This is a genomic window from Polyangium jinanense (assembly GCF_028435365.1).
In genome coordinates this window covers 1-16148 of record NZ_JAGTJJ010000023.1, presented here as the reverse complement: position 1 = coordinate 16148, position 16148 = coordinate 1, and the positions used below count along the sequence as shown (strand labels likewise).

The window sequence follows — 16148 nt, the reverse complement described above, 5'->3', positions numbered from 1 at the left end:
CTCCACGGACCGACAACGGCTGGAGATTCGCAAAAGAAAGCGGAGGGGAAACGCCCCTTACGGAGCGTGCAGCATGCCCTCGTCGAGGCGGCGCATGCCTTCGAGCAAGAGCGCCTCGGGCGATACGGCGATCGTGCGCCCCGAAGGCTCGACGCCCGGTTCGAGCCGGAACTCGCCCTCGTTCAGCGCGAGCATCCGGTAGAAGGCCTCTTCGCCGACGACCTGCTCCCAGCGCGCGTCCACGACCTGCCCCTCGGCGAAGTGGATCTCGCCCGTGCCCTTGCCCGTCTGGATCCGGAGCGCGCACGTCTTGCGGCCATGCCAGAGAACCTGGACCATGTCCGGGATGCTCATCTCCGCGAGCGATCCGGTCACGCCGCGCCCACCGCCGCGCGCGACACGGCGCTCCACGAGCTGACGGAGTTTTGCCGCGAAGATGTCCGCGGACGTCGGCTTCGAGACGAAGTCGTCGACGCCGAGATCAAAGGCCTTCTGCGCGCTGTGGCGGTCGTTCTTGCGCGTGAGGATCACCCACGTGATCCCGCGTCCCCACGACTCCTTCTGCGCGTCGGCACGGAGCGCGAGGCCCATCTCCGGCTCCTCGAGGTCGATCTCGCTGACGACGGCCGCGATCTCGCCGCCTTCGAGCTCGCGCCACGCCTGCGCCACGGTCCGCGCGACGCGCACTTCGAAGCCCTGCTCGATGAGGCGAAGCTCGAGCACCGTGGTCTCCTCGGGATCCGGATCGATGACGAGCACCGTGTACCGCTCCGACAAAAGCCGCGCGCGCATGTCGTCGCCCGTGACCTCGTGACGGAAGAGGTCGACGATGTTCGGATCGAAGACGGTGCCGCGATACCCGGCGAGCACGTCGCACGCCTCGGCCGGGCGGAGGATCTTGCGGAAGGGGTTGCGCGGGTTCTGCGTGAGGTCGGCGTAGGTGTCCGCGACGGCGAGGATACGCGCGCCGAGCGGGATCTCCTTGCCCGCGAGGCCATGCGGCAAGCCGCGGCCATCGTACCGCTCGTACATGGCCTGGAGCGCGGCCACGGTCTCCGCCGGCAGGCCCACGGACCCCATGAGCTGCGCCGGGAGCGCGACGGCCTTGAGGCCCGCGACGCGATGTCCCTCGTACTCGGCGACGTTCAGCGCGGTGAGGTGATACGCGCCCATCTTGCCGAGATCGTGCAGGTACGCAGCCACGACAAACGCGGCGACGTGCGCAGGCGCGAGGCCGATGCGCTCGCACGTGCGGCGGCAGAGGCGCGCGACGACAGCCGAGTGACCACGCAGATCCTGGCGGTTCGCTTCGAGCAAGCTCACGAGGACGTTGAGCGTCTCGATGTACTCGTGCGTCTCGATCGGCGTGAGGATCGGGACCGGAGGCGGCGGCGGCGTGGGCGAAGGCGCGGTCCCCGTCAACGCACGCACCTGCGTGGTCGGCGGTTGCCCTCCACTCGGCGACGTCTGCGCGGTCGCCGTGATCGGCGCGTGGCCGCCGTTCAGGGAAGGCTGTGTGCTGCCCGTGTGCACCGAGGGCTGCGTCTGCTCACGCGCGCCGGTGGGGCTGGTTTGTCCGGTCGCGGAGGGAGACGTGGGCATCGGCGCGCGCGGCGGCGGCGGCGCCTGCACGCCCGGGTTGCGCGGCGACGCAGCCGGCGAAGGAATGGGCCCCGTCGCAGGGCGCGCCGGCGCGGGGCCGAGCTCGATGTCGATGAAGTCGCCGGTCTGGGCGTTCGTCGCGACCGGACGGAGGAGCGCCTCGAAGGCGGAAACCTCCTTGAAGTAATGCCGCGCGATCGCAGCGCGCACCGCGGCCGGCCGAGCCACGAGCGCGCGCACTTCGCGCACGCCCGCCGCGAGCTTCACCTCGTGGATCGCAGCGTCGTTGTCGGGATCCGCGGTGACGACGGAGAGCACCGACTTCGCCTCGTCGAGCAGCACCGGAAAGACGCCGTGCATCTTCGCGGTCTTCGGCAAGACGCGTCCGAGCACGCGCGGCTCGATCGCGGCCTTCGCGAGCTTTTCGGTCGAGACGAACCGCGTGTTGTGCAGCGTCGCGACGTACTTGAGGAGATCTCCCTCGGGCAGGATGTCGAGCTCGATGAGCGAATCCTCGATCCGGCCGCGCTGACGGCTCGCGTGATCCACGGCGCGCCGATGCTCCTCGGCCGCGATCCGGCCGTCGGAGAGCAGGCGATCAGCGACACGCTGGTTGGTGCCGAGCACGGACATCGCGAGTGCAGAGATAGTACATGTCCGCAACGACGGGGTATCCCAAGACCCGCCGAAGCAGCAGTCCTCCGGCGGATCGACAGGGGACGGCGCGTGCCTGGCCGAACAAAAAGCGCACGCCCGCGCCTGAAGACAGGGCGGGCGTGCGGCTTTGGGGTCAGGAGGCCGTCGGCGACGACGACCCCCCTACCCTGCAGCTCACTCCTCGTTGACGGCCGTGAGCGTCTCCTCGGGGCGAGGCCGCGGCGGCGCCATGGGCGGAGCCGCAGGCTCGGCGGCCGGCGCGCGCTCGCGCACCGGCTGCTCGCCCTCGACGATGACCTGCAGCCGCTTGTAGGCGGGCAGGCCCGTCCCGGCCGGGATCAGGCGACCCATGATGACGTTCTCCTTGAGGCCGCGGAGATCGTCCACCTTGCCGCTGATCGCCGCCTCGGTGAGCACCTTGGTCGTCTCCTGGAACGACGAGGCGCTGATGAACGACTCGGTCGACAGGCTCGCCTTCGTGATGCCGAGGAGCAGCGGCTCGGCGATGGCGGGACGGCCGCTACGCTCGAGCACCCGCTCGTTCTCGCGCTCGAAGAGGTGCTTCTCGACCTGCTCGTCCACGAGGAAGTTCGTGTCGCCGACGTCCTTGACGCGAACGCGCCGGAGCATCTGCCGCACGATGACCTCGATGTGCTTGTCGTTGATACCGACACCCTGCAGGCGGTAGACCTGCTGGATCTCGTTCACGAGCCAGGCCGCGAGCTCCTTCTCGCCCTTCACGCGCAGGATGTCGTGCGGGTTCGGCGGGCCGTCCTGGAGCGGATCACCGGCGCGCACGCGATCGCCGGGCTGCACCTGGATGTGCTTGCCCTTGGGGATCAGGTACTCGCGCGCCTGATCCGCGAGCGGGTGCCCATCCGCGCCGAACGGCGTGATGATCACCTTGCGCTTGCCCTTCGTGTCCTTGCCGAAGGAGACCTCGCCGTCGATCTCGCTGATGATGGCGTGATCCTTCGGCTTGCGGGCCTCGAAGAGCTCCGCGACGCGGGGCAGACCACCGGTGATGTCCTGCACCTTCGTCGTGTCGCGCGGGATCTTGGCGATGATGTCACCGGCCTCGATCATGTCGTCCTGCTGGGCGACGATGTGCGCGCCGACCGGCAGGAGGTAACGCGCCTCGAGCTCGCTGTTCGGGAGCTTCAAGGTCGCGTTCGAGTGCGGATCCTTCAGCGAGATCCGCGGGCGGAGGTCGGCCGCCTTGGACTCGATGACGACCTTGCGCGACAGACCCGTGACCTCGTCGACGCGCTCCTGGACGCTGACACCCTCGACGAGATCGCCGTACTTCACGATGCCGGTGACCTCGGTGAGGATCGGCGTCGCGAACTGGTCCCACTCGGCGAGCAGCTCGCCCGGCTTCACGCGCTGGCCGTCGGCGACCTTCATGTTGGCGCCGTAGACCAGGCGGTGATGCTCGCGCTCGCGGCCCGTCTCGTCGACGACGACGAGCTCGCCGTGGCGGTTCATGACCACCATGGTGCCGTCCTTCTTGCGCTGCACGTTCGCGCGGCGCAGGCGCACGGTGCCCTCGGTCCGGGCCTCGAGGTAGCTCGCCTCGATCTTGCCGCGGGCCGCCGTACCACCGATGTGGAACGTGCGCATCGTGAGCTGCGTGCCGGGCTCGCCGATCGACTGGGCGGCGATGATGCCGACCGCCTCGCCGATGTTGACGCGGTAGCCACGCGCGAGGTCGCGGCCGTAGCAGAGCGCGCAAACGCCCCGCCGCGTCTGGCAGGTGAGCACCGACCGGATCACGACCTCCTCGATGCCCGCGTCCTCGATCCGCTTGACGGAGGCCTCGTCGAGCTCGGTGTTGGCCGTGATGAGGACCTCGCCGGTGAGCGGGTCGATCACGTCCTCGAGCACGACGCGGCCGAGGATGCGGTCGCCGAGGGGCTGGATCACCTCGCCGGCCTCCTCGAGCTTCGTCACGCGGATGCCGTCGATCGTGGCGCAATCGAACTCGGAGATGACCGCGTCCTGCGCGACGTCGACGAGACGCCGGGTGAGGTAACCCGAGTTCGCCGTCTTGAGCGCCGTATCCGCGAGGCCCTTACGCGCGCCGTGCGTCGAGATGAAGTACTGCAGCACGGTGAGGCCTTCACGGAAGTTCGCCGTGATGGGCGTCTCGATGATCTCGCCGGAGGGCTTGGCCATGAGGCCGCGCATCGCCGCGAGCTGACGGATCTGCTGGGTCGAACCACGCGCGCCCGAATCCGCCATGATGTAGATCGGGTTGAAGCTCGGCTCGATGCTCTCCTTGCCCGTCTCCGGATCGACGACGCGCTCCTTGCCGATCCCGTCCATCATCTTCGCCGTCACGGCGTCCGCCACGCCGGCCCAGATGTCGACGATCTTGTTGTAGCGCTCGCCGTCGGTGATCAGACCTTCCTGGTACTGCTCGACCACGCGCTCGACCTCGCGCTGCGCCTCGTCGAGGAGGTCGCGCTTCGCCGGCGGGATCACCATGTGATCCATGCAGATCGAGATACCGGCGCGCATCGCGTGGTCGAAGCCGAGCGTGCGGAGCCGGTCCGCCAGAAGGACGGTCTCCTTGTTGCGGTGGACGCGGTAGCAGACGTCGATGAGGGCCGAGAGGGCCTTCTTGTCGAGCGTCTTGTTCGCGTAGTCGAAGCTCACGCCCTTCGGCAGGACCTCGGAGATGAGCACACGACCCACCGTCGTCTGCACGATGCGGCGCTTGATCTGGCCGTGCTCGTCGCGAACGGGGTTACCGTCCTCGTCGATGTGCGGCACGCGCACGCGGATGCCCGCGTGCAGCACGACCTCGCCCGCGTCGTACGCCATGCGCACCTCCTCGGGAGATGCGTAGACGCCGCGCAGATACCCCTCGGCCGTCGAGCCCTCGGTGCCCTGACCGTCCGCGCCGAAGCGCAGGCTGCCCTCGCGGAAGCTCCCCTTCGAGAACTTGCGCTCGCGCGTGGCGTAGTAGAGCCCGAGCACGATGTCCTGCGTCGGGTTGATGATGGGCTTGCCGTTCGCGGGCGAGAGGATGTTGTTCGTGCTCATCATGAGCACGCGCGCCTCCATCTGCGCCTCGATCGAGAGCGGGACGTGCACGGCCATCTGGTCGCCGTCGAAGTCGGCGTTGAACGCCGCGCAAACGAGCGGGTGGAGCTGGATCGCCTTGCCCTCGATGAGCACCGGCTCGAACGCCTGGATGCCCAGGCGGTGGAGCGTGGGTGCGCGGTTCAGGAGCACCGGATGCTCACTGATGACTTCTTCGAGGATGTCCCAGACCTCGGGACGCTCCTTCTCCACCATCTTCTTCGCGCTCTTGATGGTGTTGACGTACCCGCGCTCTTCCAGCTTGTTGTAGATGAACGGCTTGAAGAGCTCGAGCGCCATCTTCTTCGGCAGACCGCACTGGTGCAGGCGCAGCGTCGGGCCGACGACGATGACCGAGCGGCCCGAGTAGTCGACGCGCTTGCCGAGCAGGTTCTGACGGAAGCGACCCTGCTTGCCCTTCAGCATGTCGCTGAGGCTCTTCAGCGGACGCTTGTTCGGGCCCGTGATCGTCTTGCCACGGCGGCCGTTGTCGAAGAGCGCGTCGACCGCCTCCTGCAGCATGCGCCGCTCGTTGCGGATGATGATCTCGGGCGCGTTGAGCTCGAGCAGCCGCTTCAGGCGGTTGTTGCGGTTGATGACGCGGCGGTAGAGGTCGTTCAGATCGCTCGTCGCGAACCGACCACCGTCGAGCGGCACGAGCGGACGCAGGTCGGGCGGCAGCACGGGGATGACCGTGAGCATCATCCACTCGGGCCGGTTGCCGCTCTCCCGGAACGCCTCGACGACCTTCAGGCGCTTCGCGAGCTTCTTGCGCTTCGCCTCGCTCGTCGCCTTGCGCATCTCCTCGCGGAGCAGCTCCGCGAGCGCGTGCACGTCGACCTGCTTGAGCATCTCGAGCACGGCCTCGCCGCCCATGCCCGCGGCGATCTTGTCGTCGCCGTACTCGTCGATGATCTGCAGGTAGCGCTCCTCGCTGAGGAGGTCGCCGCGCTGCAGACCCGTCTCCTTCGGGTCGATGACGATGTACGCCTCGCAATAAAGGACCTTCTCCAGATCCTTCAGCGTGATGTCGAGCATGTTGCCGATGCGCGACGGCAGGCTCTTCAGGAACCAGATGTGCGCGACCGGCGTCGCGAGCGAGATGTGGCCGAGGCGCTCACGTCGAACCTTCGACTGAATGACCTCGACGCCGCACTTCTCGCACACGATCCCACGGTGCTTCATGCGCTTGTACTTGCCGCAGTTGCACTCGTAGTCCTTTACGGGCCCGAAGATCTTCGCGCAGAAGAGACCATCCCGCTCCGGCTTGAACGTGCGGTAGTTGATGGTCTCCGGCTTCTTCACCTCGCCGTGCGACCACTCCCGGATCTTCTCCGGGCTCGCGAGCGAGATCCGAATGGCGCTGAACGACAGCGGATCTTTGGGCTTCTCGAAGAAGCTGAAGATGTCACGCATTCGGCATCACTCCTCTTCCGCGGCCGAGGCCTCGAGGCCCGTCTCGACCAGCTCGACGTTCAGACACAACGATTGCAGCTCTTTGATGAGCACGTTGAAGCTCTCCGGCAGGCCGGCCTCCAGCGTGTACTCGCCCTTGACGATCGCCTCGTACATGCGCGTACGACCCATGACGTCGTCCGATTTCACCGTGAGGAACTCCTGCAGCGCATAGGCCGCGCCGTAGGCCTCCATCGCCCACACCTCCATCTCGCCGAGGCGCTGACCGCCGAACTGAGCCTTTCCGCCCAGCGGCTGCTGCGTCACGAGCGAGTAGGGGCCGATCGACCGGGCGTGGATCTTGTCGTCCACGAGGTGGTGCAGCTTCAGCATGTACATGATGCCCACCGTGACGTTCTGATCGAACGCCTCGCCCGTGCGACCATCGAACAGGATCGCCTGACCCGAGCTCGGCAGACGCGCGAGCGCGAGCGCGCCCTTGATGTCCTCCTCGGTCGCGCCGTCGAAGACCGGCGACGCGACGAACACGCCTTGACGAACCTTGCGCCCGGCACGCACGGCGTCACCCTCGTCCATCGACGCGACGATCGCCGAGTTCTCCTCGTCTCCCGCGTAGACCTCGGCTAGACGATTGCGGATCTCGGCGCCCGCCTTCTGATCCTCGATCATCTGCTGGATCTGCCGGCCGAGCTCGTAGGCGCCCCAGCCGAGGTGAATCTCCAGGATCTGACCGACGTTCATGCGGCTCGGCACGCCGAGCGGGTTCAGCACGATGTCCACCGGCCGGCCGTCCTGCAGGTAGGGCATGTCCTCCTCCGGGAGAATCCGGCTGATGACGCCCTTGTTGCCGTGGCGGCCTGCCATCTTGTCGCCGACCTGGAGCTTGCGCTTGATGGCGATGTAGACCTTCACCATCTTGATCACGCCCGGCGGCAGCTCGTCGCCCTTCGACAGGCGCTCGATCTTGTCGCGGAAGTGCTCCTCGCGCGTGCGGACGAGGTCCTCCAGATCCCGCAGGATGTTCTGGATCCGGTCCGTCTCCTCCACCGGGATCTCGCCCCAGTAACGGCGCGGGATCTCGGCGAGGGCCGCCTCGGTGATCTCGTCGCCCTTCTGGAGCAGGACCTTGCCCTTGTCGTCGACGAGCTTCCCGTTCGTCGTCTTGCCGACCAGGATCTCGCGAACCCGGCGATAGAACGAATCGCGCAGGATCTTGATCTCCTCGTCACGCGTCCGCTCGATCCGCGCGCGCTCCTGATCCTCGATGTCCCGCGCGCGATCGTCCTTCTCCGTGCCCTTGCGCGAGAAGACGCGCGCGTTGATCACGATGCCGCTCACGCCCGGCGGGACCTTGAGCGAGCTGTCGCGCACGTCGCCGGCCTTCTCACCGAAGATCGCGCGAAGCAGCTTCTCCTCGGGGGAGAGCTGCGTCTCGCCCTTCGGCGTGATCTTGCCGACGAGGATGTCGCCCGGACGAACCTCGGCGCCGATCCGCACGATGCCCGAGTCGTCGAGGTCCTTCAGGGCCTCCTCGCCGACGTTCGGGATGTCGCGCGTGATCTCCTCCTTGCCGAGCTTCGTGTCGCGCGCGACGCACTCGAACTCCTCGATGTGGATCGAGGTGAACACGTCGTCCTTCGCGATGCGCTCCGAGACCAGGATCGAGTCCTCGAAGTTGTAGCCCTGCCACGGCATGAACGCGACGAGCACGTTCTGCCCCAGCGCGAGCTCGCCCATGTCCGTCGACGGGCCGTCCGCGAGCACGTCGCCCGCCTTCACCACGTCGCCCGTGCGCACGATCGGCTTCTGCGTGTAGCAGGTCGACTGGTTCGAGCGCTGGTACTTCATGAGGTGGTAGATGTCCGGCACCTCGGCACCCTCGCCCGCGGCGCGCACCACGATGCGCGTCGCGTCGACGCTCTCCACGATGCCCGGGCGACGCGCCACGACACACACGCCCGAGTCCCGCGCGAGCCGGTTCTCCATGCCCGTGCCGACGAGCGGCGCTTCGCTCCGGATGAGCGGCACCGCCTGACGCTGCATGTTCGCGCCCATGAGTGCGCGGTTCGCGTCGTCGTGCTCGAGGAACGGCACGAGCGCGGCCGCGACGCTCACCATCTGGTTCGGCGCGATGTCCATGAGCTCGATCATGTCCGACGCGACGATCTTGAAATCGCCGTTCAGACGCGCCGAGACCACGTTCTCGCGGAACTTGCGACCATCGTCGAGCGCGGCCGTCGCCTGCGCGATGTACTTGCCCTCTTCCTCGAGCGCACTGAGCCAGACGACCTCGTCGGTCACCGTGCTCTCCGTCACCTTGCGGTAGGGCGTCTCGACGAAGCCGAACTCGTTCACGCGGGCGAACGTCGAGAGCGACGCGATGAGGCCGATGTTCGGGCCTTCCGGCGTCTCGATCGGGCAGATGCGGCCGTAGTGCGTGGCGTGGACGTCGCGCACCTCGAAGCCCGCGCGCTCGCGCGTGAGGCCGCCCGGACCGAGGGCGGACAAACGACGCTTGTGCGTGACCTCGGAGAGCGGGTTTGTCTGGTCCATGAACTGCGAGAGCTGCGAGCTCCCGAAGTACTCCTTGACCACCGCGCTCACGGGCTTCGCGTTGATCAGGTCGTGCGGCATAAGCGTGTCGATCTCCTGCGACATGCTCATGCGCTCCTTGATCGCGCGCTCCATGCGGACCAGGCCGATGCGGTACTGGTTCTCCATGAGCTCGCCGACCGCGCGCACGCGGCGATTGCCGAGGTGGTCGATGTCGTCGACCGAGCCGCGGCCGTTCTTGAGCTCGATGAGGTGCCGGACCGTCTCCAGGATGTCCTGCGGCGTGAGCACCGTGAGATCGAGGTTCGGGCGCTGGCCCTCCGGCAGATCCCGGTAGAACTTGTAGTTCAGCTTCAGCCGGCCGACCTTCGAGAGGTCGTAACGCTCCGGGTTGAAGAACAAGTTGTGGAAGAGCGTCTTCGCCGTCTCGAGCGTGGGCGGATCACCCGGGCGGAGGCGACGATAGATCTCGAGGATCGAGTCCTCCTGCGTCTTCACCTTGTCGGCGAGCAGCGTGTCGCGGAGGTACGAGCCGACGTTGAGGCCGTCGATGAAGAGGATGCGGAAGCTCTCGAGCTTCGCCTCGCGGATACGCTCGAGCTTGGCGTCCGTGAGCTCCTCGTTCACCTCGACGATGACCTCGCCCGTCTCCGGGTCGACGACGTCGTGCGCCGCGACCTTGCTAACGAGCTCCTCGGTCTCGACCTGCATGCGCTCGAGCTTCGCCTCCTTCATCTTGCGAATCGCGGCGCGCGTGAACTTCGTGTTCTTCTTGACGATGACATCTTCCTTGATCTTGATGTCACGCGTCGCGCGCTGGCCCGCGAGGAGGTCGTACTCGATGCTCTTCGCGTACTTGCCGCCCTTCTCGAGGTAGACCGTCTCCGTCGAGTAGAAGTAGTTCAGGAGGTCCTGCGTCGAGTAGCCGAGCGCGCGCAGGAGGACGGTCGCGTGCATCTTCCGGCGACGGTCGATGCGCACGTAGATGATGTCCTTCGGATCGAACTCGAAATCGAGCCACGAGCCGCGGTACGGGATGACGCGCGCCGAGTAGAGCAGCTTGCCGCTCGAGTGCGTCTTGCCCTTGTCGTGATCGAAGAACACGCCGGGCGAGCGGTGCAGCTGGCTGACGACCACGCGCTCGGTGCCGTTGATGATGAACGTACCGGTCTCGGTCATCAGCGGCAGCTCGCCGAAGTACACCTCCTGCTCCTTGATATCCCGGACGATGCGCTCACCGCCGTCACGGGTGTCGTAGATCATGAGCTGGTTGGTGACCTTGATCGGCGCCGCGTAGGTCATGCCTCGCTGGCGGCACTCCTCGACGTCGTACTTCGGCGGCTCGAGGTTGTACGAAACGAAGACGAGCTCACTCGTCCCGTTGAAGTCCTTGATGGGGAACACCGAGCGGAACACCGCCTGGAGCCCGACTTCCTCCCGCTCGTGCGGCGGGACGTTCATCTGGAGGAACTTGTCGTAGCTGGACTTCTGGATGTCGATCAGGTTCGGAACGTCGATGATGCGACGAACGCGCCCCAGATTCTTACGGATGCGGAAGTTGGATTGGACGACCGACGGCATCGATATTCCTCCGGCTCCTACGGGTGCGCAGGGCTCGTTCCCCGCGCGCTCCACGAACCGAGCATCAGCCTCGAAGCTACGAAACAGCCATCAAAGGTCCCGGCGACGGACAAACTCGGCTGCGCTACCGCGACCTGGAAGACGCGCTCGAATCACGCGACAGACGCAGCAGCAAACCCCCCAAAGACAAAACTCGACGCGCGGCAGGGACGTTCGCCCCTGCCGCCGTCGCATGGCGGATCGCGCTGTCCCTGAACGGGAAGCTCGGATCCTTACTTGAGCTCGACCGTCGCACCTGCCTCGGTGAGCTTCTTCTTCATCTCCTCGGCGTCGGCCTTGGAGACCGCTTCCTTCACGTTCTTGGGCGCGCCCTCGACCAGGTCCTTCGCCTCCTTGAGGCCAAGGCCCGTGATCTCGCGGACCGCCTTGATGACCGCGATCTTGTTCGCGCCGGCGTTCGCCAGCACGACGTCGAACTCGGTCTTCTCCTCGGCCTTGGGCGCAGCCTCACCACCACCGCCACCAGGAGCAGCAGCAACCGCCACCGCCGCCGGAGCAGCCTTCACGCCCCACTTGTTCTCGAGCTCCTTGATGAGCTCGGCGATCTGGATGACCGGCAGGTTGGAAAGGTAATCGACGACCTGCTCCCGCGTGATCTCAGCCATGACGAGACTCCTTCAAACCGTCTGCGCGCCGCGGTGGGATGAGTACCCCGGGGCGCGTCTGTAGATCAAAACCCGAAGGGCGCAATGCCCTTTCTCACTGGTCGAGCGTTTGGAGCTCCGGACCACCTCCGGTCCCCCTTCGCCCCGACCACGATCGGACCCGGAACGTGGGCTCAGCCCGCCCCGCCCGCCGCGTCCTCCTTGGCCTTCAACAGGTACGCGAAGTTCTGAAGAGGCGCGTTGAGCTGCTGCAAGAACTGCTGGAGAGGCGCCTGCAACGTGGCAAGCAGCGTCGCCCTGAGCTCGTCCTTGCCGGGCATCGACGCGAGCTGATTCTCCACGCCTTCGGCGTCGAGAATCTGGCCCTCGATGAGGCCCGCCTTGATCTTCAGCTTCTCGTGCTCTTTGTCCTTGCGGAAGGCCTTTACGACCTTCGCGGCGGCGCTGGGATCCTCGTAACTCCAGGCGATCCCGGTCATCCCGACCAGCGTGTCGTCGAGCTTCTTCGACCACGCGTGATGCTTGATCGCGTGACGAACGAGCGTGTTTTTCACGACTCGATACTCGACGCCCGCCTTCCGGAACTCGTCGCGCAGCTTCGTGACCACTGCGACGTTGAGCCCCGTGAAGTCGAGGAAGACCGCCGAGGTCATGCGATCGAATCGCTGCTTGACCTCGCCGACCAGAGCCTCTTTCTCCGTGCGCTCCATGATCAGCCCTCCTCACCCTTGTCGCTGAGGTGCACCGGGTCAATCCGGACGCCCGGCCCCATCGTCGAAGACAACGTGATGCTCCGGAGGTACACCCCCTTCGCCGTCGACGGCTTCGCGCGAATGAGAGCCTGAATCAAGGCCTCCGCGTTCTTGGCGAGCGCGTCCTCCTTGAAGGAGGCCTTGCCGATCCGAGCGTGCACGATGCCCGCCTTCTCGACGCGGTACTCCACCTTGCCGGCCTTCGCTTCGGACACCGCCGTCTTCACATCGACGGTGACGGTGCCGACCTTCGGGTTCGGCATGAGGCCTCGCGGACCGAGGATACGACCGAGCTTACCGACCAAACCCATCATGTCGGGCGTAGCGATCACGCGGTCGAAGTCCATGAAGCCTTCCTGGATCTTGTTCACCAGGTCGGCCTCACCGACGAAATCGGCGCCCGCCGCTTCCGCTTCCTTCGCCTTTTCGCCCTTGGCGAAGACGAGGACGCGGACCGACTGGCCCGTTCCGGCCGGCATGACCACGGCGCCGCGAACCATCTGGTCCGCGTGACGCGGGTTCACGCCCAACCGCACAGCGATATCGACGGTCTCGTCGAACTTCGCCGATGCGGCCTGCTTTACGAGCGCACACGCTTCTTGGAGCGTGTACTTGCGCGTGCGGTCCACCATGGCCTGGGCCGCAGCGCGTTTCTTGGCGACTTTCGGCATCTGCCCTCCTGTTGTATCGGCTTACGCCTCCCACGGTGCGCCGTTTTAACCGTGGTGCTCTCCTCCCAACGTGGGGGGTGCTCTTATAAAACCGCGCTTTCACGCGGTCGCGTGCCCGTCGCCGGCTTCTCCGACAAACGGAGATGCGACAGAGCGCGCGAAGGACGAACTCAGTCGACGATCGTGATGCCCATCGAGCGGGCCGTACCCGCCATGCTGCGCATCGCCGAATCGAGGTTCGTCGTGTTCATGTCCTGCATCTTCATTTGCGCAAGCTCCTGGAGCTGCTTGCGCGTCACCTGGCCGACCTTCACCTTGTTCGGCTCCTTCGAACCCGAGCCAGGCTTCTTCTTCGTCTCGAGCCCCGCGGCCTTCTTGAGAAGGACCGACGCGGGCGGCGTCTTCAAGATGAACGTGAACGACCGGTCCGAATAGACCGTGATCACCACCGGGATGATCATGTCGCCCTGCGAGGCGGTCCGCGAGTTGAAGTCCTTGCAGAACGCCATGATGTTCACGCCGTGCTGGCCGAGCGCAGGACCGACCGGCGGCGAGGGGTTGGCCTTCCCCGCAGGAAGCTGAAGCTTGACGTACCCGGTGACCTTCTTCGCCATTGCTTTACCCGTTCTGTGCTGCGTCTACCTTGTTCGTACCGACCCGGAGCGTCGCTCAGCGCTTCTCTACCGCAGAAAAATCGAGCTCCACGCTGGTCGGACGGCCGAAGATCGACACCTTGACCTTCAGCTTCTGCTTGTCCATCTTCACGTCGTCCACGGTCCCGGTGAAGTTGGCGAACGCGCCGTCGAGCACGCGAACCTCCTCGCCGACCTCGAACGTGAGCTTGGGCTTCGGCTTGACCGCGCCCTCCACGATGCCTCGACGCAGACTCTCGATCTGCGGGGCCGGGACCTCTTGCGGCGTCTGGTTGCCGATGAAGCCCGTCACCTTCGGCGTGTCCTTCACGAGGTGCCACACCGTCTCGCTCATCTCCATCTCGGCGAAGATGTAGCCAGGCAAGCTGAGCTTCTGGCGAACCCGCTGCTTGCCCCCCGGACGGTTCTCCGTGACCGTTTCACTCGGGATCAAGATCTCGCCAATCTTGTCCTCGAGGCCGTGCTGCTTCGCTCGCTGCTGGAGCGCATCGCGCACCTTTGCCTCGTAGCCCGAGTAGGTATGAATGACGTACCACTTCTTCGCCATGGCGCGTGGCTCCCGAACGGCCCTAGCTTCCAGTGCCGTAGACGATGCCCGTCACGAACGACCACAACCTGTCGAGCAGCGCGAGATAAAGGGTGGCCACGGCGCTCGCCGCAATGACCACCACGGTTGAGTTCGTGACGTCCTTCTTGGTCGGCCACTTGACCTTGATCAGCTCCGAAGCGACCTCGTCCGTCCACTCCCGCACGTCGGGACGCCGATAGGTCCGCAGCGTGACGATGACCGCGACGACGCCCGCAATCACGGTCGCATACGTCGCCTTGTCCTCATCCACAACCGCCGCGAGCGCAGGCACCGCCCGGCTGAACCAATCCCGGTTCGAGAGGTTGCTCCAGATCCCGTGGATGGCCTTGCCAAGCACGTACGCGCCGAGGATCGCCGCCCCGAAGAACCCCGCCATCACGTAGCGGTCGGTCCCGAGCTGCCGCGCCGCCGCGACCTCGCCGTCTTCCCCGGCCTCTTCGCCAGGAGCCTGCCCTTCCGGGCCCTCTGCAGCAGCTTCGTCGTGCTCTTCGCCGACTTCGTCCGCGTCGGGCGCCACGTCGAGATCGATTCCCTTGCGCACCGCAAGCGAAGCATCCGCACCCGAATCCGGGGCGGAGTCCGGCGCAGAGCCCTTTTTCTGGGCCTTCCGTGCCTCGTCTTTCTCTCGTCGTGTCGCCATCGCCGTTTCCCAAACGTGCCGGATCCCGCTTCGAGCAGCGTCACCGACATCTACGCCTCGCCCGCTCGCTTTCGCGAGATCGAGCGAGGCGTTTCGTGCGGCCCCACCTGGTGCTGAACGGACAGCGAAAGGAGGGGCCCTTGAGGGCAGGGGCAGAGAGGCTCGAACTCCCGACCTGCGGATTTGGAATCCGCTGCTCTACCAGCTGAGCTATACCCCTTCAACCTACTCGACCCGGGACAGATGCCACGAGCCGAGCGGTTCGTCTACTTCGGATCCGACTACTTCGTCTCCCGGTGCAGCGTGTGCTTCTTGCACTGCTTGCAGAACTTCTTCAGTTCTACGTAATCCCCGGGAGACTTGGTCGTCTTGTAGTTCCTCGCCGTACACTCGGTGCAGGCCAGCGAGACCGGGATGCGTGTCCCTCGTTCTCCCGTGGCCCCACCGGAGCCACGGGAACCGCCGCCCTGCACCGACATCACGCCTCGTTACTTGAGGATCTTGGTCACGATGCCCGCGCCGACGGTCTTGCCACCCTCGCGGATCGCGAACCGCATCTGCTCCTCGAGCGCGACCGGCGCGATGAGCTCGATGTTCATCGTGATGTTGTCGCCCGGCATCACCATCTTGACCCCCTCGGGGAGCTTGACGGTGCCCGTCACGTCCGTCGTCCGGATGTAGAACTGCGGGCGGTAGTTCGTGAAGAACGGCGTGTGACGGCCGCCCTCCTCCTTCTTCAGGACGTACACCTCGCCCAAGAACTCCGTGTGCGGGGTGATCGAGCCCGGCTTCGCGAGGACCTGGCCACGCTCGATGTCGTCCTTCTCGACGCCGCGCAGGAGGCAACCGACGTTGTCGCCGGCGATGCCCTGATCGAGCAGCTTCCGGAACATCTCGACGCCCGTGACCACGGTCTTGCGCGTGTCCTTGAAGCCGATGATCTCGACCTCTTCGCCGACCTTGACCACGCCACGCTCGATACGACCCGTCGCCACCGTGCCGCGGCCCTTGATCGAGAACACGTCCTCGATCGCCATGAGGAACGGCTTGTCGATCGCGCGCTCCGGCTCCGGGATGTAGCTGTCGAGCGCGTCGAGCAGCTCGCCGATCTTCGCCTCCCACTTCGGGTCACCCTGAAGCGCAGGCAGCGACGCACCACGGACGACCGGCGCGTTGTCGCCGTTGAAGTTGTACTTGTTGAGGAGCTCGCGGACCTCCATCTCGACGAGGTCGAGCATCTCCGGGTCGTCCACCGCGTCACACTTGTTGAGGAAGACGA

The 16148-nt window shown here is 66.0% G+C and carries 11 protein-coding genes and 1 tRNA gene; all 12 read right to left on the bottom strand.

What is annotated here, in order from left to right:
• Window positions 1-57: 57 nt before the first annotated feature.
• Entirely contained in the window at window positions 58-2235 is a 2178-nt protein-coding gene (locus KEG57_RS29945) for a DUF4388 domain-containing protein (RefSeq protein ID WP_272421800.1), read from the bottom strand.
• Between the two features lie 198 nt (window positions 2236-2433).
• Entirely contained in the window at window positions 2434-6765 is a 4332-nt protein-coding gene (gene rpoC, locus KEG57_RS29940; protein WP_272421799.1) for a DNA-directed RNA polymerase subunit beta', read from the bottom strand.
• A 6-nt stretch (window positions 6766-6771) separates the two neighbouring features.
• The gene (rpoB, locus tag KEG57_RS29935; protein ID WP_272421798.1) at window positions 6772-10899 is read right to left on the bottom strand and encodes a DNA-directed RNA polymerase subunit beta; all 4128 of its coding nucleotides are present in this window, start codon (window positions 10897-10899) and stop codon (window positions 6772-6774) included.
• 272 nt (window positions 10900-11171) lie between these two features.
• Entirely contained in the window at window positions 11172-11564 is a 393-nt protein-coding gene (rplL, locus tag KEG57_RS29930) for a 50S ribosomal protein L7/L12 (RefSeq protein ID WP_272421797.1), read from the bottom strand.
• Window positions 11565-11737: 173 nt separating this feature from the next.
• On the bottom strand, window positions 11738-12274 hold the full coding sequence (rplJ, locus tag KEG57_RS29925) for a 50S ribosomal protein L10 (RefSeq protein ID WP_272421795.1): 537 nt from the start codon (window positions 12272-12274) through the stop codon (window positions 11738-11740).
• Between the two features lie 2 nt (window positions 12275-12276).
• On the bottom strand, window positions 12277-12987 hold the full coding sequence (gene rplA, locus KEG57_RS29920; RefSeq protein ID WP_272421794.1) for a 50S ribosomal protein L1: 711 nt from the start codon (window positions 12985-12987) through the stop codon (window positions 12277-12279).
• Between the two features lie 170 nt (window positions 12988-13157).
• Window positions 13158-13601: a 50S ribosomal protein L11 gene (gene rplK / locus KEG57_RS29915; RefSeq protein WP_272421793.1), complete on the bottom strand. Its 444-nt coding sequence runs from the start codon at window positions 13599-13601 to the stop codon at window positions 13158-13160.
• Between the two features lie 55 nt (window positions 13602-13656).
• Entirely contained in the window at window positions 13657-14187 is a 531-nt protein-coding gene (gene nusG / locus KEG57_RS29910) for a transcription termination/antitermination protein NusG (RefSeq protein ID WP_136932097.1), read from the bottom strand.
• A gap of 22 nt (window positions 14188-14209) precedes the next feature.
• The gene (secE, locus tag KEG57_RS29905) at window positions 14210-14869 is read right to left on the bottom strand and encodes a preprotein translocase subunit SecE (protein WP_272421792.1); all 660 of its coding nucleotides are present in this window, start codon (window positions 14867-14869) and stop codon (window positions 14210-14212) included.
• A gap of 147 nt (window positions 14870-15016) precedes the next feature.
• A tRNA-Trp gene (locus KEG57_RS29900) sits at window positions 15017-15089 on the bottom strand.
• 61 nt (window positions 15090-15150) lie between these two features.
• The gene (gene rpmG, locus KEG57_RS29895) at window positions 15151-15348 is read right to left on the bottom strand and encodes a 50S ribosomal protein L33 (protein ID WP_372518185.1); all 198 of its coding nucleotides are present in this window, start codon (window positions 15346-15348) and stop codon (window positions 15151-15153) included.
• A gap of 9 nt (window positions 15349-15357) precedes the next feature.
• The coding region (locus KEG57_RS29890) for an elongation factor Tu (protein ID WP_272421791.1) at window positions 15358-16148 on the bottom strand (791 nt) is incomplete at its 5' end.